At 49.4% G+C, this 20,962-nt stretch carries 16 protein-coding genes; 6 read left to right on the top strand and 10 right to left on the bottom strand.

The window, feature by feature from the left end; genetic code table 11:
- The 3 genes from IQ235_RS01940 to mnmH all read right to left on the bottom strand — a co-directional run.
- On the bottom strand, nucleotides 1-2,734 hold a 2,734-nt coding region (locus IQ235_RS01940), incomplete at its 3' end, for an adenylate/guanylate cyclase domain-containing protein (protein WP_264319816.1).
- A gap of 538 nt (nucleotides 2,735-3,272) precedes the next feature.
- Nucleotides 3,273-3,608, bottom strand: a complete 336-nt coding sequence (locus IQ235_RS01935) for an antibiotic biosynthesis monooxygenase family protein (RefSeq protein ID WP_264319815.1) — start codon at nucleotides 3,606-3,608, stop codon at nucleotides 3,273-3,275.
- Between the two features lies 1 nt (nucleotide 3,609).
- Complete coding sequence (mnmH, locus tag IQ235_RS01930; RefSeq protein WP_264319814.1) at nucleotides 3,610-4,698, bottom strand: tRNA 2-selenouridine(34) synthase MnmH; 1,089 nt, start codon at nucleotides 4,696-4,698, stop codon at nucleotides 3,610-3,612.
- Nucleotides 4,699-4,916: 218 nt separating this feature from the next.
- Here mnmH and IQ235_RS01925 point away from each other — a divergent pair, with 218 nt between their 5' ends.
- A complete protein-coding gene (locus IQ235_RS01925; RefSeq protein ID WP_264319813.1) occupies nucleotides 4,917-6,005 on the top strand; it encodes an aliphatic sulfonate ABC transporter substrate-binding protein in 1,089 nt (362 codons plus the stop codon).
- A 370-nt stretch (nucleotides 6,006-6,375) separates the two neighbouring features.
- On the opposite strand, the gene IQ235_RS01920 is transcribed toward IQ235_RS01925, so the two are convergent.
- Entirely contained in the window at nucleotides 6,376-6,981 is a 606-nt protein-coding gene (locus IQ235_RS01920; RefSeq protein WP_264319812.1) for a chorismate lyase, read from the bottom strand.
- Nucleotides 6,982-7,209: 228 nt separating this feature from the next.
- On the opposite strand from IQ235_RS01920, the gene IQ235_RS01915 reads away from it, so the two are divergent.
- Nucleotides 7,210-8,772 (top strand): CheR family methyltransferase, encoded by a 1,563-nt coding sequence (locus IQ235_RS01915; protein ID WP_264319811.1) that lies wholly within the window; start codon nucleotides 7,210-7,212, stop codon nucleotides 8,770-8,772.
- A 156-nt stretch (nucleotides 8,773-8,928) separates the two neighbouring features.
- Nucleotides 8,929-10,014 carry a chemotaxis protein CheW gene (locus tag IQ235_RS01910; RefSeq protein WP_264319810.1) on the top strand — a complete coding sequence of 362 codons (1,086 nt, stop codon included), beginning with the start codon at nucleotides 8,929-8,931 and terminating at the stop codon, nucleotides 10,012-10,014.
- 55 nt (nucleotides 10,015-10,069) lie between these two features.
- Here IQ235_RS01910 and IQ235_RS01905 read toward each other — a convergent pair whose 3' ends face one another.
- Both IQ235_RS01905 and IQ235_RS01900 read right to left on the bottom strand, forming a co-directional pair.
- Complete coding sequence (locus tag IQ235_RS01905; RefSeq protein ID WP_264319809.1) at nucleotides 10,070-10,810, bottom strand: MBL fold metallo-hydrolase; 741 nt, start codon at nucleotides 10,808-10,810, stop codon at nucleotides 10,070-10,072.
- A 137-nt stretch (nucleotides 10,811-10,947) separates the two neighbouring features.
- Nucleotides 10,948-11,748: a WecB/TagA/CpsF family glycosyltransferase gene (locus IQ235_RS01900; RefSeq protein WP_264319808.1), complete on the bottom strand. Its 801-nt coding sequence runs from the start codon at nucleotides 11,746-11,748 to the stop codon at nucleotides 10,948-10,950.
- Nucleotides 11,749-12,116: 368 nt separating this feature from the next.
- On the opposite strand from IQ235_RS01900, the gene ureG reads away from it, so the two are divergent.
- The gene (gene ureG / locus IQ235_RS01895) at nucleotides 12,117-12,713 is read left to right on the top strand and encodes an urease accessory protein UreG (protein ID WP_264319807.1); all 597 of its coding nucleotides are present in this window, start codon (nucleotides 12,117-12,119) and stop codon (nucleotides 12,711-12,713) included.
- Nucleotides 12,714-12,758: 45 nt separating this feature from the next.
- On the opposite strand, the gene IQ235_RS01890 is transcribed toward ureG, so the two are convergent.
- The 3 genes from IQ235_RS01890 to IQ235_RS01880 form a co-directional block, all read right to left on the bottom strand.
- Entirely contained in the window at nucleotides 12,759-13,805 is a 1,047-nt protein-coding gene (locus IQ235_RS01890; protein WP_405196627.1) for an ABC transporter ATP-binding protein, read from the bottom strand.
- A gap of 12 nt (nucleotides 13,806-13,817) precedes the next feature.
- The gene (locus tag IQ235_RS01885) at nucleotides 13,818-16,325 is read right to left on the bottom strand and encodes a CHAT domain-containing protein (protein ID WP_264319805.1); all 2,508 of its coding nucleotides are present in this window, start codon (nucleotides 16,323-16,325) and stop codon (nucleotides 13,818-13,820) included.
- 298 nt (nucleotides 16,326-16,623) lie between these two features.
- Entirely contained in the window at nucleotides 16,624-17,205 is a 582-nt protein-coding gene (locus tag IQ235_RS01880) for a DUF1997 domain-containing protein (RefSeq protein ID WP_264319804.1), read from the bottom strand.
- A 211-nt stretch (nucleotides 17,206-17,416) separates the two neighbouring features.
- Here IQ235_RS01880 and pheA point away from each other — a divergent pair, with 211 nt between their 5' ends.
- Entirely contained in the window at nucleotides 17,417-18,286 is an 870-nt protein-coding gene (gene pheA / locus IQ235_RS01875; RefSeq protein WP_264319803.1) for a prephenate dehydratase, read from the top strand.
- Nucleotides 18,287-18,345: 59 nt separating this feature from the next.
- Here pheA and IQ235_RS01870 read toward each other — a convergent pair whose 3' ends face one another.
- Nucleotides 18,346-20,094, bottom strand: a complete 1,749-nt coding sequence (locus IQ235_RS01870; protein ID WP_264319802.1) for an ABC transporter ATP-binding protein — start codon at nucleotides 20,092-20,094, stop codon at nucleotides 18,346-18,348.
- Nucleotides 20,095-20,714: 620 nt separating this feature from the next.
- On the opposite strand from IQ235_RS01870, the gene IQ235_RS01865 reads away from it, so the two are divergent.
- Nucleotides 20,715-20,962, top strand: a 248-nt coding sequence (locus IQ235_RS01865) for a hypothetical protein (RefSeq protein WP_264319801.1), incomplete at its 3' end; no start/stop codon positions are given.

The following is a 20,962-nucleotide window of genomic DNA, read 5'->3' as shown; positions in this document are numbered from 1 at the left end:
CGCGCTCCAATAACCAATAGGTGGTCATCAACCCTTTCCCTTTTACGGCAATCTCTCCCCGCCGTTGGAAACGGTAGTGATGTTTTAATTGCTCGTAAGTGGCGGTTGTAACTTGAATTTTTCCGGCTTCTCCCGAGGATTCCATTCGCGAGGCGACGTTCACCGCATCCCCCCACAAATCGTAAATAAATTTTTTCAGACCGATCACCCCAGCCACGACCGTTCCAGTATTAATCCCGATACGAATCTGGAACGATTCGCCAATTTGGGCGCGGACTTCGCAAATGGTTTCGAGCATTTCTAGGGCCATATCGGCGATCGCGCGGGCGGTGTGAGCATGGGGAACGGGCAATCCTCCTACTACCATATAGGCATCGCCAATGGTTTTAATTTTTTCTAAACCGTATTTTTCGGCGAGGCGATCGAAATTAGAAAAAATTTGATTGAGCAAATTGACGAGTTCGACGGGTTGAAGGCGCGCCGAGAGCGGAGTAAACCCAACAATATCGGCAAACAAAATCGTCACCTCCTCGAACTGTTCGGCGATCGCATCTTGGGACTGTTTCAAGCGTTTGGCGATCGCCCTGGGTAAAATATTGAGCAGCAAAGCTTCTGATTTTTCCTGTTCCGCTCGCAGGGCTTCTTCTGCCAGTTTGCGTTGAGTAATATCCTCCAATACTCCAAGAATACCGATGACATGGCCTTTTGAGTCGTGAATGGGAATTTTGCTTGCATCGAGCCATACGGATTGTCCGTTTTGACTCGGTCGAATTTTGGTCTGGAGAAAGTGTAGTTTCGGCACATCTCGAGCGATAATTTGACGGTCTTGTTCTCGGAAGGTCTCGGCTATCTGCGGAGCGTCGGGCAGCAACTCATAATCGGTTTTGCCCACGACAGCTTCGGGATCGTCAAATCCTGCGGCGATCGCCCAGTTTTTATTACAGCCGCGAAACACTAAATCCGTATCTTTCCAAAAGACCTGCTGGGGAATATTATTGAGAATTAGACGTAAATATTGCTCTTTTTCTTGCAGGGCTTCCTCGACCTGTTTGCGAGCGCTCACATCCCGCGCCACCCAGATGACCCGATCGGCTCCGATCGGGGAAATATTCGCCGCAAACCAAAATTCTCGCCCTGCTAGAGTCAAACTGTACTCCACTCGCGCTGTTTGCTGGGTATCTAGTACCTGCTGGATGTAACCGACAAAACGCTCGGCGATCGCATCTGGCAACACATCGAACTCGGTTTTTCCCAACAGACCTTCCACTGGGCGCAGCAGCAGTTCTGGCGAACCGGAAATAACCTTGAGATAGCGTCCTTCGCGGCTTTTGATGAAGATGAGTTCCGTCATCGCTTCAAAGAGTCCCCGCAGTTCTGCTTCAGCTTCGGCCAGTCGGGCGGTACGTTCGGTGACTTGCTGCTCTAACTGCTCGTTCATTAGTTCTAAAGCATGGAAAGATACGCTCAACTGAGCGGCCATTCGATTGAAGGATTCCGACAGAGCCTTGAGTTCGTCAATTTGCACCACCCGATTGTCAGTTCGATCGACAGTTCGATCGAGTTCTCCATTGGCAATGCGGCGGCTGGCACGGCCGAGATACAAAATGGGTTGGGTAATCCAGTTGGAGGTGACAATGCCCGATCCCACGGCTACAACAAAAGCGATCGCGCACAATCCCAGAGTCATCTGGGTATTTCGATAAATTTGCGCCATAAAGTCCGCTTCGGGAATGACCACGACAATGAACCAATCCAAACCCAAATCATCGCGATAGGGGGTCACTTGTACCAATTGCCCTCGGTTGTCTAACTTGAAAGTAAGTTGCTCCGAACTCTCGATGCGGCTGAGATCGTCGAAGGTGGCGAGCAAATGCTCGGCTGTCGTGCGAATGAGGCGATCTTCGATCTCCGTTGCCCGGAGGCGCTGCTGCTCCCCGTTCTGGCTCGTGAAGGGAACTCGATCGGTGGAGGTGGCAACGAGCAAGCCATTGCGCTCCATAATAAACGTTTCTCCAGTTTTGCCAATTTTCAGGCTTTGCAGAAACTTGCCAATATCTAGCAACGACAAATCGACAGCAAAAACCCCCTCCAACTCCCGCGCGTCATTGTAGACCGGGAGGACGGCGGGTAATGCCACATTTGGATAGGGAGCCGCCCAGACGTAAATATCCCCCCAACTGGCGCGACCCGCCCGCGCTGCTCCGCGATACCAGGGACGGCTCGACAGATCGTAGTCGGGAACGCTCGAGAGGAGTTGGGTGCGCTCGCCGCGATCGTCCGTGGCATAGGTCTCAAATTCATCCCCAGGCAAATCCTGCGACCAATAAGCAACGTTGAAAGCGTTGTCGGCACCGCGTTCGGCACCGCTAAAAACTTCCGCTTCGCTGCCAAAATAAATGTAGCTGGCAGACTCGAAGCGCTGAATTTGCTGCCAAAAATGTCGTTCTAACCCTTCAATATCTTGTATGTCGAGCTTTCCGAGTTCTAGATCGTCAACGTTGATTTGGTTGATGCGGTGGGGAATTTTTAAGTAACTCTCGAGACGATCTTGAATGCGAGCGGTAATTTCATCGCGCAACTGGGTTGCGAGGTCTTCTACTGCCTGCTGGCCGTTGCGAAAGGAGAGATAGCCCACAAGTCCGACAGCTGCGACGACTTGAGCGACAAAGGGAACCACCAGAACCACGCGCAGGGGGACTTTAGGATTTAGAATGAGGTGCGCGAATTTGCTCATGGCTTCAGCGTTACCGATCTCCCGATCGCTCTGTCAGTCCGTTGCTCTCCAAAATAACGCACCCGATCTAACTCGATTTTCTCATTCTCTTAGAACTTACACGCAGACGCTAAATCAACAAGCAGGCCGATGAGAACGCTACGAATGGTGGCTTAAACCTGAATCTGCGTCAGGTCTATCTCTGCGGCGCTGCCATCTTGTTCTGCTCCCTCTCATTGCGATCGCTTGCCATGGGTAATATAGCAGCAAGCATCGGCTTTTAGCAGTTAGAGATGCTCTTAACCCTTTAGAAGGCCGTTGCGATATTCTGCATCGATCGCAGTTTTCAAGGCTGTTTGCTTGTGTTGTAGACCCCTAGCCCTCATCTCAAATTCGGGAATTACCATCGTTGGGGGTGAGAAGCTGGGGCAACTTGGAAAGTGGCTCGCGAAACTCGTGTATTGCGCTCAATGACGCGGTGCGATCGACACTTATTGGCTCGCGAGGGAACGAATTTAGGGTGGGGAATCATCTAAATGCATTTGAGCTGCTCACCCCTTCATCGTTTGTCGTTCGTTGTTTTCAAACTGATGTCAACGCCGTTTTGAACCACTATTTCATAGTGTTCTACCGTCGGGAACGGTTCGTAAAAATGATGTAGCCGAGCACGCCATTCTTGATACTCTGGGGATTGTCGAAATCCGATGGTATGGTCTTCTAACTTTTCCCAACGCACGAGCAAAATATAGCGGTTGGCCGTTTCGAGGCAACGCTGGAGTTCGAGATCGAGAAATCCGGGCATCGAGGCAATAATTGTCGAGGCGGCTGAAAACGCGGCTTCAAATTCACTTCCCAGCTCGGATTTGACATCGAGAATTGCCACTTCTAATATCATCTCACTCGATCGCCTGCGAACTGTTCGATGGCTCGATCGCATCTCCTAGAAGTCGATCGCACAATGCGTCTACGCTGGCTGGGGACAAATCCGGTAGCAAGATGCCGTGCTGGAGGTGAGGATAGCATTGACCGAGCGATCGCCGATAGCTCGGATCGTAGTGCGATGCTAGAAGGTCGGCAACCAAGGTTTTCCCATCCCTTTGTCGAATCAGATCGTACCATTGGTCTACTTTCTTCCGACCGTGGCGAGATGTCAACCCTTCCAACTTTGTGGCGAGAAACTCCCCATGCCGTCCCAAGCGATCGTACTCTTGAAGCAGCCAGTTGACGCGATGTTCGATCGCCAGTTCGATTTCCACGCCCGATGCTTGTTTCATTTGATTCCACAAAGCCGGGGGAAGATAAACTTGCCCGATTTTATTGCTCTCCGATTCCACCCAAACCGGCACACTGGGATCGAAATGCTGTAGGCGTCGCAGCAGGCGAGATTCAAAGGCTTTTTGACTCGGCTGAGGAGTGGGATTTTCGTCCCACACCTCCCCCAACAGCGATCCGCGATGATTGGCTAGGGCTTCCAAGTCCAACACCTGAGCGCCCAACTGGGCTAGCCGTTGGAGAATATGAGTTTTGCCGCTACCGGTCGCTCCGGCTAAAATGCGATAGGTGAAGCGATCGGGTACCCGTTCTAGCTGCGATCGTACGTAAGCTCGATAGGTTTTGTAGCCCCCGTCAACGACCGTTGCCGACCAACCAATGGCGGCAAGAACACCTGCAAGACTTTGCGATCGCTGTCCCCCTCGCCAGCAATACACGAGCGGTGCGTAATCCCTGGGTTTGGCGGCAAAGTGAAGTTCTAAGTGTCGGGCAATGTTTTGAGCTGTCAATGCCGCGCCAATTTTCCGCGCTTCAAAGGGATTCACCTGCTTGTAAATCGTTCCAACTTTGACTCGTTCTTCGTCGCTGAGTACGGGGAGATTAATCGCTTCGGGCATTCGATCGATTTCAAACTCGCTCGGCGATCGAACATCGATAATCTCGCTGTAGGTTTCGTTCCAGGGTTGTTGCGTCAGCTTTGGAGACAAGACCAAGATCGGGCAGCTCGCAAATGGGAAAGCACGGGATTTTGCATTGCATCACTTATTGTACTCGATCGCGATGGGACGAATATCGCTCGCTGCTGGGGGGTCAACCTTCCCAAGAGATCGGGGTATGGTTAAAAAGTCAGGTTCGAGCGCGATCTCGCTCTCCATTGCGTCGAACAAATCAAAATTCGTCTGACCCATTTTCTGCGAACGAATCGAAAAAAATGATGAACCATCGCCCCATCCGAATTTGGCTTGCTTTGTGTTTGTTCTGTCTTCTGGTGGTAACCGGTTGTGCGTCAAGTCTCACCCCCAACCCTAAAGCGGGTGATATTTCGGCAGCAGTTCCCCTCAATGTCGGCTTCAGCCGCAATCCGAGTTATTTGCCCTGGTTGGTTGCCAAAGAGGAAGATTTATTTAAAAGCCTCCATCAAAATATCGATGCGAAGTGGTTTGAGGATTATGGAACATCCGTTGAAGCACTGGCATCGGGTTTGCTCGACCTCAATTCCCAAAGTGCGAGCGATACGATTTATTCTGTTGCCGAAGGTGCCGATTTATCGATCGTTTTAGCGATCGATCGCTCTATGGGCAACGAAAAAATAATTGCTAGCGATGCCATTCAAACCACTGCCGATCTCAAAGGAAAAAAAATTGCTCTTGCAGAGGGTGTCGCTCACCATTTACTCCTATTGCTCGGGCTTCAAAAAGCCAAGCTGACTCTGAACGATGTCGTGATTCAAACGCTCGATTCTGAAGCCGCGACAGAGGCATTTACGACCGGCAAAGTCGATGTTATTGGTATTTCTGCACCCTATACGACTTTTGCGCTAGCCCGAAATGGTTCGCGTGAACTATGGAGTTCGGTCAATTTCCCCGGTTTATTTTTTAATACGCTATCGGTCGATCGTCAGACCCTCGATCGATATCCCGAAAAGATAGAAGGTGCGATTGAAGCTTGGTCGAGGACGTTAAAATATATGCAGGAACATCGAGATCGAGCTTATGAAATTATGTCCGATCGGGCTGATGTATCGATCGAAACATTTAAAAGCTATGACTCTGCTTTGAAAAGATTAAATCTAGAAGAGAATGCAATTGATTTTCGATCGAAAAATACTCTTGATTCTTTTTCCCTTGCCTTAGAGACCATCAGTCAGTTATTACTAGAGAGCGGCACCATCGAGACGAAGCCAGAAGTCGCACAATTACTCGATAGACGATTTGTTGATACCCATATCGAAATCAACTCAGCAACCAAAAAGCCGAAAAAAATTGAGCGAATACGCACCTTCAAGGTTCGACCTTCGTGAATTTGCTGAGTTCTTCATTGTCAGAACGAAAAAGTCACGTGGAAAACACTCAATTTCTCTTTTTTGATTGACAGATTTAAAAAGAAAAAATAAAATTTAAATTAATAGTAATTTAACGTCTTGCAATTTAATTGACGATTTCGATAAACTACATTTTAGATTGGTTTATCTATCGACTGTCAAGTTTCTTGGGGTTAATATCTATGAAGCAAATAGCTTGCGACGATCGATCGCGATGGATGCGACGACCGGCATGGGAAACTCAATCATTCAGATCTACAAGTTACCCAACCTATAGTTTAGGGCTTAATATTAAGCCTTATTTCTTCGATAACGAGTTCGAGCCAGATCGGAACTCTCAAAGCCGAGTCTAGTGCATCGAACCGAGATATTTCGTCAGGTAAGGAGAAAAAACCTCATAAATGAGTGTCAGGGGTTGGCCGTTATGCCAAAACAGGTAGTGACGACCCCAAAAAGGTTCTTTCCGCTCGAAAGCATCCTCTAGGGCTTCGCAGTGACCCCAGCAAAGTCCCCGAACATCTCGATATAACTCGGTATGCAAGCGGGTCAAGTTATCCCAAATGGGCAAAGACCGATTTTGTAGGTACTCGTCGACATGACTCGCATTCCACCAGGAGGCGGCGTAGGCGAGTCGCTGACCCGAAGCAGTTCTCAGCCAGACCTGTCGCCGCAACCTCGGGCCGGGGACAGCTTGGATTAACTCTGGGGCACTATCGGAATCCATCCCGATCGAAGACATATCGATAACATCCACTTCGATGGTTTCCCTCGTCAGCAGCTTTAAATGGCGGGTTGGCGAACCATCGCCCAAGAGTAAAATTTGCCATGCAGGGGCTAACTGATGATGGGGTAGACCCCGCTGTACATCAGTCTCATCGCCTTGCCACAATGGCTTGAGGGCATGCCAGGAAAAGGGTTTCGTCAGGCTATTGGGGGCTGTAAATGCGGCAGTCAATTGTCTTTACAGAACTTAACTAACTTCTTTATCATAACGTTCATTGCGGCGGCGGGGGAGGGCAAAGGTTCAATATCGATACCCAATTCAAGCCCGATTGCAAATATCGAAAGTTAGGCTAGGTTATGAATAAGGGGTGTATCCGGATCGAATTGATTAAATGATTATGATTCGTTTGTAAAAAAAATACTCGTGCGAACGTGAGCCGCTAGGTAGAGAGAATCAACTATGAATCAAGCCTTAATGCAAAAATTTATCCAATTGATTTCTCGCCAAACTGGACTGTACGTTAGATTAGCTGATTTGGGACAATTGCAGGCAAAACTGTTGTCTCAAATGCGAGTATTGGGATTGAGGTCTTTAGACGACTATTATCAAGTTTTAGAACGGATATCAATTCAAAATTCTAACCATTGGATCTCCGATCCCTCTAACGAGTGGCAAGAACTGATTAATTCTTTAACGGTGACTGAAAGCTATTTTTTTCGAGATTCGGGTCAGTTCGATCTTCTCAAGGATACAATTCTTCCAAGTTTAATCGAAAAAAAGCGAAAAAGTTCCAAAATTCCCAAGCTCAAAATCTGGAGTGCAGCTTGTTCTTCGGGAGAAGAGCCTTACTCTCTGGCGATTTTGTTGCGAGAATTACTGCCGGATTTACCCAATTGGGATATCTCCATTTTGGGCACGGATATCAATCAGAATATTCTCAAAAAAGCAAAGCAGGGACTTTATGGTGATTGGTCGTTTCGGTCTGTCGATCCGATGGTTCGAAAACGATATTTCACGAGAAACTCGATCGGGTGGGAAATCGATCGTACCATTCGAGAAATGGTAAAGTTCGAGTATCTCAATTTAGTGACCGATCGATTTCCAAGTTTGCGCTTGGGTTTGGAAACAATTGACTTAATTCTATGCCGAAACGTCTTTATTTATTTTGAAAGCGAGGCGATCGAGCAAGTTCTGGGAAAGTTCCACCACACTCTGCAATCTGGTGGATATCTTATGAGCGCTCATGCCGAACTACCCGATCTCGCCCTCGATGGATTGCAAACCCTCGTATTCCCAAATTCGGCTATTTACCGCAAAACGAACGAATCCCCAATTGCACCAAAGGTTCCCGACTGCCGCGAACTCGCGGGCAAAGTCCTTTCACCGATGACCGATCGAGGCTCGAAAGACGAACCCCTGCGGTCTTTGTTGCCAACATCGATTCAAACCGAACCTTGCCGACAGTCTTCTCTCACATCATCTCATTCCGCCTGCGCCTATCAACCGGGAAAGTTAAAACCGATCGATATCCAGACTCTGACCCTCGAAGCCACTTCGCTACTAGAAAAAGGTGCCTATCCAGAAACGATTAAAGCCGCCCAACATATTTTAGAAATTGCGCCCGATTGCCTGAAAGGATATCTTCTCATTGCAATAGCTTATGCCAATTTAGGAGATTATCAAAAAGCGACTTACTATTGCGTTCAGGCAACTGCCCTCGATTCGCTGTCGATCGAACCGCGCTATTTACTGGCTCGAATTGCCGAGGTTCAAGGGAATATGCCGAAAGCGAAAAACCTATTAAAGCAAATTATTTACCTCGACCCGAGTTCGGTTTTTGCCTATCTCGAACTCGCCGCAGTGTATCGTAAAGAGAGACAACTCACCCGAGCCAGCAAGATGCAATCGACAGCATTGGAATTACTCGGAACTTTACCCTCGGGGGCGATCGTCGATCCCATTGCTCGACTGACTGCCGGTGACATGTTGGAACAGTTCCCACCGCTCCCGATGGTGCAGTAATCTCAAATTCGGTTAAATACTTAGTATGGGGAATATTGGAGTCGTGGAGAGAGAATTGACCAGCCAAACTCCTTTAATCTCCACACGTGCGATTTCGCGATCGCCCCAGGGGTTTGATGTTGTCTCGAAACCATCGATCGCGCCTGCGTCAGATTCATGGAAACCACGCCCTATTTAATTTTCAGTTTAAAGTACTCCCGCTACGGCGTAGAAGCTCGTGCCGTTCGGGAAGTCTTTTTTCTGCCTCAGTTAAGTCCAGCCGTCGAAGCCCCAGAAGATATTGTCGGTGTTTTAAATCTGCGGGGAACCATCGTACCCGTCATGGATCTAAATTTGCGCTTCGGATATCGATGGCGAGAATATACCCTCAGCGATAGCGTCATCGTCCTCGAACGAGAAGGACTTTGCCTGGGAATCATTGTCGATCGTGCCTTTGAGGTGCAAACGATCTCGTTGGAGGCTATTTCTCCAGCACTGGACTACGGACGGGATGTCAGTGTCTCCCAACGTTACCCGGAGGCGACCTCGCGCCGTTTCGTTTCCGGTGTTGCCAGTGTGGACTCGGATATTATCACCTTGCTCGATTGCGATCGGCTCATGCGCGACTCCCAGGATGTGGAACCTGAGGTTCCCCAAAGCGCTCTTCCAGCGGATTCGTTGGGTTTATCAGCACGGGATGGATTCAAGGAAGAACCTCCGCCTTTCGCCCTTCAGGGGACGGCTCGGGAGCGGGAAATTTTTCGCTCCCGAGCGGAGGTTTTGAGACAGACGGTTCAAGAAGAGGAGACCGCAGACGCGATTCCCTTAGCGGTGGTGGGGTTGAATGGAGAGTATTTCGGTATGGATTTACGAACGGTTCGGGAATTTACCGAAATTCACCACGTCACCCCGGTTCCGTGCTGTCCCCCGCATATTATTGGGAATATAAATTTGCGCGGTGAAATCGTAACGTTGGTGGCCATTCGCGGCTTACTGAATTTACCGTTCTTGACGGGGACTTTGGCATCGAAGGCGATCGTGGTTCAAGTGGACGAGGTGGTAGCTGGGATTACAGTCGATGAAGTGTTTGATGTTACCCACGTCGACCCATCGGCGATCGCCCCGTTGCCGGCAACGGTATCTTCCTCCGATGAGGGTTTTTTGCGAGGAACGGCTCCCTACAAGGATAAGATCGTGACCGTTTTAGATGTTGCTAATATTCTGACGAGCGAGCAGTCGATCGTCGATGAGGAAGTTGGCTAAACGATCGAACGAATCGCTAAATCGAAAATTCAAGATCTCGAAAGAAGTGGTACACCTACATTTGAGGGAAAGCGATCGCGTCGCAATTTGCCCCTGGTTTCTGGGGATTGGGAAATGCTCCACCATGTCCGGGAACGATACAATCGGCGAGGGAGAAGACAAGCTGCCGACTGGCTTCTAATGCTGCTGCATCTTCTGCCAAGGGGTCTTCGGGTGGGAAAAGCTCTTCCGTCCACCAAACATGAGTGAAAACCACCGTACCTTTCTCGGTTTCTACCACCAATGAAGCATCTTCGCGGGTGTGGCCGGGGGTTCTCAGTACTCGGATACCCGGAGCGATCTCAACATTGTCACCGCGATCTTCCCACAGATCTCCCTTATAGTTCGCCCAGAAATCGACCACAGTGGCATTGGGAAATAGAGCCGCATTTAAGGTATGGTCTGGGTGATGGTGACTGATAAAGACGTGAGTGACTGCTTCGGGAGTTACAGCAGCCTGGGCTAACGCATCGAAAATCAATGCCCGATCTCTCACAAAACCCGGATCGACAAATACAATGGCATTGTCCCCCTCAACTAGTGCCATGGTGCTGGCAACCTGTCGAGCGCCGTCGTCCCGGACTCCAGGAACAAATTCGCGACCTTCGATCGGGGTGACATAACCTTCGAGAAGAATCCTGACCTGGTTGCGAATACTCGACTGGGCTTGACCTGGGGCGAGAAGAAACATCGAGAGAGTACTCAGCGCGGTCAATTTCGCAAAGCCGAGGGAAATCCAAACATTGTGATGTCGCATGAGGTAAAATCCATCAGGAATCTAACAATTGTGACATCCTCCCACATCCTACTGCGCTTGTCCGTGGAAAAATTGCACGCTCGAACGTAATTTTTCTACATTCGGTCAACTCAATCGCGTTGGGTGGGAGTTGGCTTTCAGGCGATCGCTTGTCGATCTTCTCGTGCGCTCTTTTCCACCTCACTCTTTCTCGGTTTCCGGTACAGATTGAATTTCTGCTGGAGAACTAGCCCAAAAAACGGCAGATCGTCGATTAAGTAGCGCTTCCACAGTCGTTTCGGTTCTTTCACAAGGCGGTACATCCATTCCAATCCGGCTTCGCTGACCCATTTTGGCGCTCTAGGTTTTTCGCCGGCTTCAAAATCGATTGTTGCTCCGACTGCTAGGAAGATACGTATGTTGGCGAGTTGGTGTTTGTAGCGAGCGATCCACTTTTCTTGTTTGGGGGCGCCCAATCCCACCGCTAGCACCGTTGCCCCCGATCGATTGATGCGATCGATAATATATTGGCATTCTTCTTCGTCATTTTCAAACCCAAAGGTCGGAGAATAAGAATCGATAACCATTTTCCGTCCGACTTTCTGGTTGATGTTTTCTTGAGCTTGTTGCGCTACACCAGAGGCTGCCCCGAGCAGAAAAATGGTGGTATCTTCATACTGGTTGAAGTGGTTGTAGAAGGCGGGCAAAAAATCCGAACCGGAAATCTTTTCCTTCAAAGGCTGTCCGAGAAACTTTGAGACGTAGAGTAAAATTTTGCTGTCGCAAATGCGATAGGTACAAGACTGATAAATGTTGTAAAACTCTGAATCTGTCTGTAATTTCATGAGATGATCGACGTTGGGTGTAAAAACCGTTCCGCCTTCTATCTCGAGTTTCTGAAGTAATTCTGCGGTAGAGAAGTTATCGATCGATAGATTCAGAATTTGTACGTTGTTCATTTGATTTAGAGTGCGAGCAATAGAGAAGAAATCAATTTTGGAGTCACTTGAAATCGAGTCGGGCTCGATACTCTTACTATCGATTATATTTCCCTAGGTGTGGGCGATCGAGATCTGATGCCAAGACGATCGGAATCTTTACTGTAGGGTTAAGCCCCTCATATAGTTTCATGCCATAAATCGAATTTCTAGAAGATCTCACGCAGAGAAAATTAAGAATTGCGATCGCCGATCCGTGTTCGGGTAACCGCCCCAGAAGATACAATGAACTTGACTGTTGGTTGAATTCCCCAACCTAAGACGAGGAGACGATTTGAGGGACGATCGAGTAGAATTTATCCTTGACCTGTCGATCGGGAGAATAAACCGTGAGTCCTTTTCGCATTGGCATTGCCGGCCCTGTTGGGTCGGGAAAGACCGCTCTCGTGGATTCCCTATGTAAAGCTCTACGCGATCGCTACGAAATTGCGGTCGTCACGAACGATATATATACCCAGGAGGATGCACAGTTTCTCGTCCGTTCTCAGGCTTTGGCCGCCGATCGTATCTTGGGAGTGGAGACGGGAGGCTGTCCCCATACTGCCATTCGCGAGGATGCTTCGATTAACTTGGTTGCGGTCGAACAGTTGGAGGAACGGTTCTCCCCCCTGGATTTGGTGTTTGTCGAAAGTGGAGGAGATAACCTTGCAGCCACCTTCAGCCCGGAGTTAGTGGATCTAACCATTTACGTCATTGATGTGGCGGCTGGAGATAAAATTCCCCGCAAAGGCGGTCCGGGCATTACCAAATCGGATTTGTTAGTTATTAACAAAATCGATCTCGCACCGTTAGTGGGGGCAGATTTGAGCGTCATGGAACGAGATGCAAAAAAAATGCGCGGTGAGAAACCCTTTGTGTTTACCAACCTAAAAACTCAGACGGGATTACCTGAAGCGATCGAATTTATTCGATCTCAACTGATATAGCGCTTCCCCTAACTCGGGACGATCGATATTGAATCGAACTCGATCTTAGTTCTTGTCTTCTACGGTTCCCGTTTGAAAAACGCGACCGATGACCTCTTCAATGGGGGGATCGGTCACCGTTAAATCAATGACTTCCAGCTCCGCTAAAATGCGAGAGATGGTGGTGGTTAAAGCCTCTCGTTTGACCAACCAGCGTACGGATTGACCTTGAAGACATTCAATTTCACCGTAAGGGGTTAATTCGCGTTCTGCTTTGGGGCAAGCGAGTTCGACTTTCACTTCTCGGTAGGGGGCGAAACGCTCCAATAAACCCTCTAAACGACCATCGTAGATGAGCCGACCGGCATAAATCAAAATGACTCGATCGCACAGGGCGGTAATATCAGCCATATAGTGGCTGGTGAGCAAAATTGTCGCTCCCGTGCGTTGGTTGTATTCTCGCAGAAACTCCCGTACGGCAACCTGGGCGTTCACATCCAAGCCGAGGGTGGGTTCGTCTAAAAATAAAACCTGGGGTTGATGCAAGAGTGCGGCGAGGAGTTCGGCTTTCATGCGTTCTCCCAAGGAGAGTTTGCGCACGGGTTGAGTGAGCTTTCCCTCTAGAGAGAGCAATTCGGAGAGTTCGGCGAGGCGACTGCGAAAGGTGCCATCGGACAAACCGTAGACAGCAGCGTTAATGCGGAGGGAATCTAAAGCGGGTAAGTCCCAAATTAGCTGTTGCTTTTGCCCCATCACTAGGGTGATTTTTTGCAGAAAGGGTTGGGTGCGATCGAAAGGTATGCAATCGGCAACGTGCACCTTTCCATCCGATGGATGGATTAAACCCGTTAGCATTTTCAGGGTTGTGGTTTTACCCGCACCGTTGGGCCCGAGAAAACCGACGACTTCCCCCGGTTCAATTTGAAATGAAACCCCTTGAACCGCACGAACCTGACGGTAGGTGCGGCGAAAAAAGTGACGCAACGTTCCCTTAAGTCCCGGTTCCTTGACAGCGACGGGATAAACTTTGCTCAGGTTTTGGACTTCGATAATCGACTGCAAACTTCTTCCTCGAGCGATAGGGGGTGGGGTGCAAGACCCCAGATTCCGCATTTTCTGATTCCTTTAGAGCCAATTGCCAATCAAGATAAAGGGAGACCAGAAAAAAGGATGATTGAAGTCCCGCTGAGCGATTAGAGAAAGCTGGGCCTGTCGCAGAGCTTCCGCACGACCGATTCCCGGATTTTGGCGCAACTGCTGGTATAGCTCTTGCATCAACTGGGCGGTAGACTCGTCGCGCACCGCCCACAGACTGGCTACGGTACTGCGCGCGCCCGATCGAACGGCCAGTCCTGCCAACCCCAAGGTGGCGCGATCGTCTCCTTCTGCCGTTTGACAGGCACTCAGAACGAGTAATTCGATCGGGTTGGTCGTTTGTCCTTCTCGAGTTTGTAGAACTTCCCCAAATTCTTTAACGTTGACGCGATCGCTCCAAGTTAACAGAAAAGTTTCCTCGGCAGAGGAACTGAATTGAGCGTGGGTTGCCAGGTGGACGATATCGAAGCTCGAATTTGAGATTTTATTTTGTAGGTTGGTTCGGGTAAAGGTTTCGTTGAGAAAGACTTCGGCGGCAAGTTCTTCTTTGAGTTTTGCGACTTCCCCTTGTACGGCCGGTAAGGCGACAAATCCTTGACGCGCTTCGGTGAGTCCCCCCGCGAAGGCACTCAGTTGGGTCTGTTCGAGCGATCGCGCCCCAAGCAGTTGCAGGCCTGGGGAAATGGCAACGCGGTATTTTTCGATCAGGTAGCGTTCGCCGTCGTAGAGAGCGCTCATGGGTAGGTTCCGCAAGAATCCTTCGGGAACGAAGACCAAAGTTTCGATATTCGCCGCTTCTAAGTCTGCTTCGGCCGGTCGAATCAGCCAGCTGTAAATCTGCTCGGATAGGACCAGACGTTCCTGGGTCGAGTAAGCCAAGTGCAGGGACTCAAAGAAGCTTTGGAGGGTTTCTTCAACTTCCGAACTCGGTAACGGCGTGGAATAGTGGCGCAGTGCCTGACCGGGTAGGGAGAGAACCACCTCAATTCGATCGGGCAGAACGATCGGATATACGACGGCGGCATGGGGGTCGATGTCGTCAATTTCAATGGCTTTGGTTCTCAAACAATCTTCCCGAAAGAAGTTGTCTAGCTCGGCTAGTTGCAGGGTTTCGATGGCAACGCGAGCGTCAGTCAAGTTGTCTTGGGAGGCGTTGGGTGCGAGCAACAAGTCTACAAGCTGACGGTAGACGGGTTCGACTCGATCTCGAAAGGAAAACTGCAAGTCGGTATCGATGGCAACTAAATCTCGGCGCAAGGTTTTGAGCAGTTTGACCGATTCGGTATAGCTGACGATCGCCGTTTCCCGATCTCCTTTGGCTTTGAGGACTCGCCCCAGTTGCCAGTGCCAGCGATAGGCTAAATCGGAAGAGCTGATTCCCTGGGCGATGGCTAGCGCTCGTTCGGTTACTTGTTGAGCCTCCGACCAGTTGTTTCTGATTTCATAAAGCCGTCCTAATGTTCCCAGGGCGTAGGATTCGGCTCGCCGATCGTTGAGGGTTTGAGCGATCTCGACGGCATCGGCTAGAACCTGTGCGACCTCCCGATCGTTGGCGACGATGGATTCGCTGGTATTAGCCACAATACCGATACGCATCAAGCTTCGAGCAAAATTGACTCGGGCGTTAACGCTCATCCGAGAGGGGGGTAAATCTGCGATTAGTTCGTCGATTTGCGGGAGGAGCGCGATCGCTGCATCCCACTGTTCCACGCTCACTAACAGGCTTAATAGGTTCAGCTGCAATTCAATTCGATCGAGAGGGGTCTGGCTTAACTCGATGGCTTCTTGGTAGTAAGTCAGTGCCGCTTGATAGTCATTGCGATCGCGAGCGGTATTTCCCAAACTAAATAGGGTCGCTCGCATCTGACCCGTTTGCTCGAGAGCTTGAGAAATCGCTAAACTTTGCTCTAGTTTCTCTTGGGCGCGTTCCAAGTCCCCGATCGCGCCGAGGGTCGTTCCCAAACTTCGCAATCCATCCGCTTTTAGCGGAGAATCGGGTTCCGAAGCAAGGGAGGCGTTCACCGTCTCTAAAAGTTCCTTCGCCCTTAGGTACTGTCCCAGAGTTTGCAGCGCCTGAGCGCGATCGATTTGGCTGCCGATCGCGCCAGCGGTATCTCCCACCCGTTGGTAAGTATCTTCAGCTTGCTGCCAACTATCGAGGGCGGATTCTACTTGTCCGGTGGCGAGATAAAGCGATCCTTGAAAGTTGAAAGATTGGGCCCGAACCGGGGCAACGGTTGCTTCGTCGTCGGGAAATGCCGAGAGAAGTTCTAAACTCTTGGAGATCGCGTCTCGCGCGTCTTCCCACTGGTTTAAATCTTGGTATACCAGGGATAAATAGTTTTGAGCGATGGCTAAGTTCAGTCGATCTCCCCGCTCTTGATAGGTTTGTACCGCTTGTTGCCAGAGCTGTGCGGCTTCCGAGAGTTGCCCGGCGAAGTAGGATGCCTTGCCGGCTTCGATCGGCGTGGAAATGCTCTGTGAAATCTGAGACTGGCGGGCTGTTGCCGGTAGTACTGTAGTGATCGCTAACAGCATCAGCAATCCTAAAATTATGCTGGAGCGGATTTTTTTCGCTCGCGATTTGAGTTTTCTCCTCACGCCTACTCCACCTAACATTGAATACTTCTATTGTACCAATATCAGGTCTTTCCAGGAGAAGTCGCCTCGTTCGATTTGGGTTGCCGCCGACATCCCAAAAGCCTAAAAATACAAACTCGCAATCGTTGTTTCTCCCGGAGTTTGGAGCTTGATGCATCCCGACTTTCGAGTCAGAATCCCGTTAGATTTCAACGAGGTTGACGTGACCTCAGAACGGCTTTCTCATCATTCGAGCTTATGCCTCTGCCGACAGCCGACCTGCAGGACAGACGCCCGAGACTTGTTCGCCGACATCATTTGCCCACACTTTGTAATCGACGAGCAATTGACGCATCAACCGCTGTTCGATGGTTCGCAAAACGCTCATCAGCAGGGCATTTCCGGCACCTTCGAGAATTGATTTCGGAGTGAGCCACAAGGCGGGAGGCAGCTCGACTCGCACCTCTAGATTGGCTCGACCTCGCAGGTAAGTCATGTCCGATCCCTGGTGAGGAACTAACGTGCCCGCCAAATTGAATGTAAAACGCTTTTTGAGGTTATCGATGCCCCGTAGTTCGCACTGAGAAGAGTGTAGGTGGACGGCTCCGCTTGCTTCGGTCCAAATTTTCAAGTCCACTGTCGGCTGAATCTTCAGCATCATAAAATTGAGCGGTCGAACGTGAATGCGGAAGCGATCGCCACCGAGTCGTTCCAGACGAGTGGGATCGACCAGGGCGTTGACTAAGCGCTGAGGTTGACGCAGATAATGCTGAATGGGAACCGGTTGTTCCGGTACGGCGATTTCAGCTGGCAAAGACGCAAAAAAGCGGGTGTACATGGGAAAATATTGATATGGCAACAGCTTGAAACGCTTGTTACATTGAATTTTACAATTCTTTATATTTCTTTGCAAGAAATATAAGTTTGAATATCAAAGTAACATAAACGCAAAAAATCAGAAAGTCAAGATTTTTTGATTATTTTGAGAAAATTCGATCGTAATCAGTCATAAATATAAACTTATATCGATTGATGGGACATCCCAAGCAATGACCATTTCAATTGCTCATTTAGGGCCTGCGGGTACGTATTCAGAAGCGGCGACACTCGCTTATGTCGATGGGTTAAAACAGCGCCTCGATCGTTCGTATGTCTTGAAACCCTATTCGAGCATTGCCCGAACCCTACAAGCTGTGGTTCGAGGCGAAGCGCAATTGGGAGTCGTTCCCGTCGAAAACTCTCTCGGTGGAAGCGTCGCTGTGGCTCTCGATACCCTGTGGCAGCTGGATGCCCTAACCATTCAACAGGCTCTGGTTTTACCCATTTCCCACGCTCTGCTCGCGCGGGCGGATGCTCTTTCCCATCTCAACGTCGTGTATTCCCATCCCCAGGCTTTGGCCCAGTGCCAGCTTTGGTTGGAGCGTTATCTACCCACCGCACAACTACTCTCGACCCAATCCACAACTGAAGCGCTAGAAAAAATTCACACCGATCGAACCATCGGCGCGATCGCTTCGAGTCGAGCCGGCCAGTTGTACGATGTGCCGGTTCTCGCCCATCCGATCAACGATCGCCTCGACAACTGCACTCGGTTTTGGGTGGTATCGCAATCGGGATTCAATTTGGGCGTCGAAAGTCCAGCCACCGAACTGCATTACGTCTCTTTAGCATTCAGTCTGCCCAAAAATCTTCCCGGCGCGCTAGTTCATCCCCTACAGGTACTCGCCGCTCGCGGCATCAATATGAGCCGGATCGAATCTCGTCCCGCCAAGCGATCGCTCGGCGAATATTTATTTTTCATCGACTTTGAGGCCCCCGGCGCTCGAGTCTTTTGGGAAGATGCCCTCAAGGAACTCGAAACCCACACAGAGATTTTTAAAGTCTGGGGCCATTACAGCGTTTGGCACCTTTGCGATTGAGGTTCTCCGAATTTGGGTACAACCAGAGAAACCCAAAAATCGAGCGAGCGGTTTTTTCACTAAATCAGCAACTCCTCGAACTTCTGAATTTCCCATAGAGACTGATACAATCCCTTTTCCCCAATTAACTCGGCATGGGTTCCCGTTTGAACGATTTTGCCCCGTTCCATCACGAAAATGCGATCGGCTGTGGCAGCTGCCGACATTTGGTGAGAGATAAAAATCACGGTTTTGCGTTGGGTTTGGGTCGAGAGATTTTTAAGAATGTCCGTCGCCGTTTGATTGTCCACGCTCGATAGAGCATCATCCAAAATCAGGATGGGTGCATCGATGAGCAACGCCCTTGCCAAAGAAGTTCGCTGTCGCTGTCCCCCGGAAAGAGTAATCCCCCGTTCGCCAACAATAGTTTCGTACTGTTGGGGGAAGTTGAAGATTTCAGCATGAATTTGGGCTTGTTCGGCAACGGGTTCGATCTCCTTCAAAGAGGTTAGGGGGACACCGTAGCGAATATTGTTTTGAATGGTCGTGCTAAAGAGAAAGCTATCCTGGGGAACAAATGCGATCGCCCGCCGCAAATCTTCGATCCGAATTTGGGTGATATCGATTCCATCGAGAAAGAGCTGACCGGGGGCAATATCTAACAAGCGGGGGAAGGCTTGTACCAGAGTCGATTTGCCCGAACCGATCGCACCGACGATCGCCACGGTTTCTCCGGGAAAAATCTCGAAGCTGAGATCGTTTAATGCCGCATCTTCGCTTTCTCCATAGCGATAAGTGAGGTGACGGGCTTCAATTTTGCCTCGAACGTCATCGACTGGCATCGATTCAGATGTCGCTGTATCGCGAATTTTGGGCTTGACGGTGAAAATCGCCTCAATGCGATCGATGCTCACTTCCCCCCGTTGGTAAATGGTGAGGGTGAATCCGAGCAATGCCGTAGGAAAGACCAGACGTTCGACATATAAAATTAGAGCGACAAAATCGCCGATATCGATGCGACCGTTGGCGATCGCGCCGGAACCAAACGCGAGCAAAATGAGTAAGCTACCGCTGGCTAACCCTTGGAGGAGGGGAAATAAAATGGTGCGGGTACGAGCCAAATCGAGATTGGCCTTGAGGACATCTCGATTCAAGTGGCTAAAGGCACGGCGTTCGTTCTCTTCCTGGCTGTAAATTTTGATGAGCGCCATACCGCTCATATCTTCCTGAATCGTCCCGCTCATATCCGAGAGCTTTTCCTGGAGCGTTAATTGTTCGGTGCGGAGGCGATCGCTTGCCAGCCAAACCACAACGAACATCACCGGATAAATGAGCAAAGAGAGCAGGGTTAGCCGCAGATCGATCGCCAGCATCACCGGGAGGGTGAGGATGTAGGCAAAAAGAGTATTCACCAAACTGAGCACCGCAAACCCGACCAACCGCCGAATATTGTCTACATCGCTCGTCGATCGATTGATGGTGTCACCAATGCGATTTTCGGCAAAATAAGACATTTCTAAGGTCAGTAAATGCTCGAAAATCCTCTGTTTGAGATCGAACTCCACCTGACGACCGACCCCAAAAATCCACATCCGCGAGGCAACTCGAATCACCCACATGATGGTTGCGAGTATGAGGATGAAGAAAACGTAACGCAAAATTAGCTCGAAACTGAAGCTGGTTTGCAGTTCGTCGATGCTGTTACGAATGAGGAGGGGAATATAAACCCCCAAAGCATTAACGAGAAACAGTGCCCCCGTTCCCAAAGCTGTGGGTTTCCAGTGCGGGCGGAGGTAGTGAAGTAGTTTTTGCAGCCGAGAAGAATCCATAGTAAGGAATCTTAACATTTTTGCGCGATCGTCCGCATTCTGGAGGGAGAGTGATGGAAGAAACTTCTCGATACGAGAAAGATACAGGACTTACCCATCGGGACTAAATGGTTTGAGGGCTTGCTTTGCTGTCTGCCATTAGCTCCTACATCTAGTGGTTAAAAGCTGAAATTGCGTCAGTCCTAAAATATCAAGACCAATATCACTATAAATCTTGTGGTTTATACGGATGCAATATTTGTTATTTTTGAATAACTACGACGTATTACTACGTTTTTCTTGTTAAATAAAATATTTCAATCGATATCCATTTTCAATCAATCCTTACTAAAAAATATAGGATTTGCATGACTGTTTTTTGGGAATTATAATGTAAATATAAATCGTCAATAAAAATTAAAACACGCTCGAGCTCTCTGCTAAAAACATAAAAAAGAAAAGTTCAGCGCGAATTGACGTTTCGATTTTTAGAAATACTCGGTCATCTCCCTAAAGTTTCGAGTTTAAGAAATATAGACTTCAACTCCTGCTTTATCTCCAGTCAAAAATAGCTCCATAGCATCAATTTTTTTAATTGGGCAATATTTTAGCGACGATAACCCTCTAATCCCAATTGCAAAATGTCATTAAATCCCTTGGCGACTCATCCCTCAATCGTCTCATTTTGCCTGCCTCTACTTCTCATCGCGATCGCCCCAGCGTCCCTGGCTCAATCCATCACCCCAGCCAATGACGGTACGGGAACGAGCATCACTCCAGAAGGCGATCGCATCGATATCGGAGGCGGGCAACTCTCAGAAGATGGCGCGAATCTCTTCCATAGTTTCGAGGAATTTGGTTTGAGTGAAGGGCAAATTGCAAACTTTCT

Source organism: Zarconia navalis LEGE 11467, assembly GCF_015207075.1.
Classification (GTDB): Bacteria; Cyanobacteriota; Cyanobacteriia; order Cyanobacteriales; family Geitlerinemataceae; genus Zarconia; species Zarconia navalis.
The sequence above is the reverse complement of the archived record's forward strand: the minus strand, read 5'-3'. Positions and strand labels throughout refer to the sequence as shown.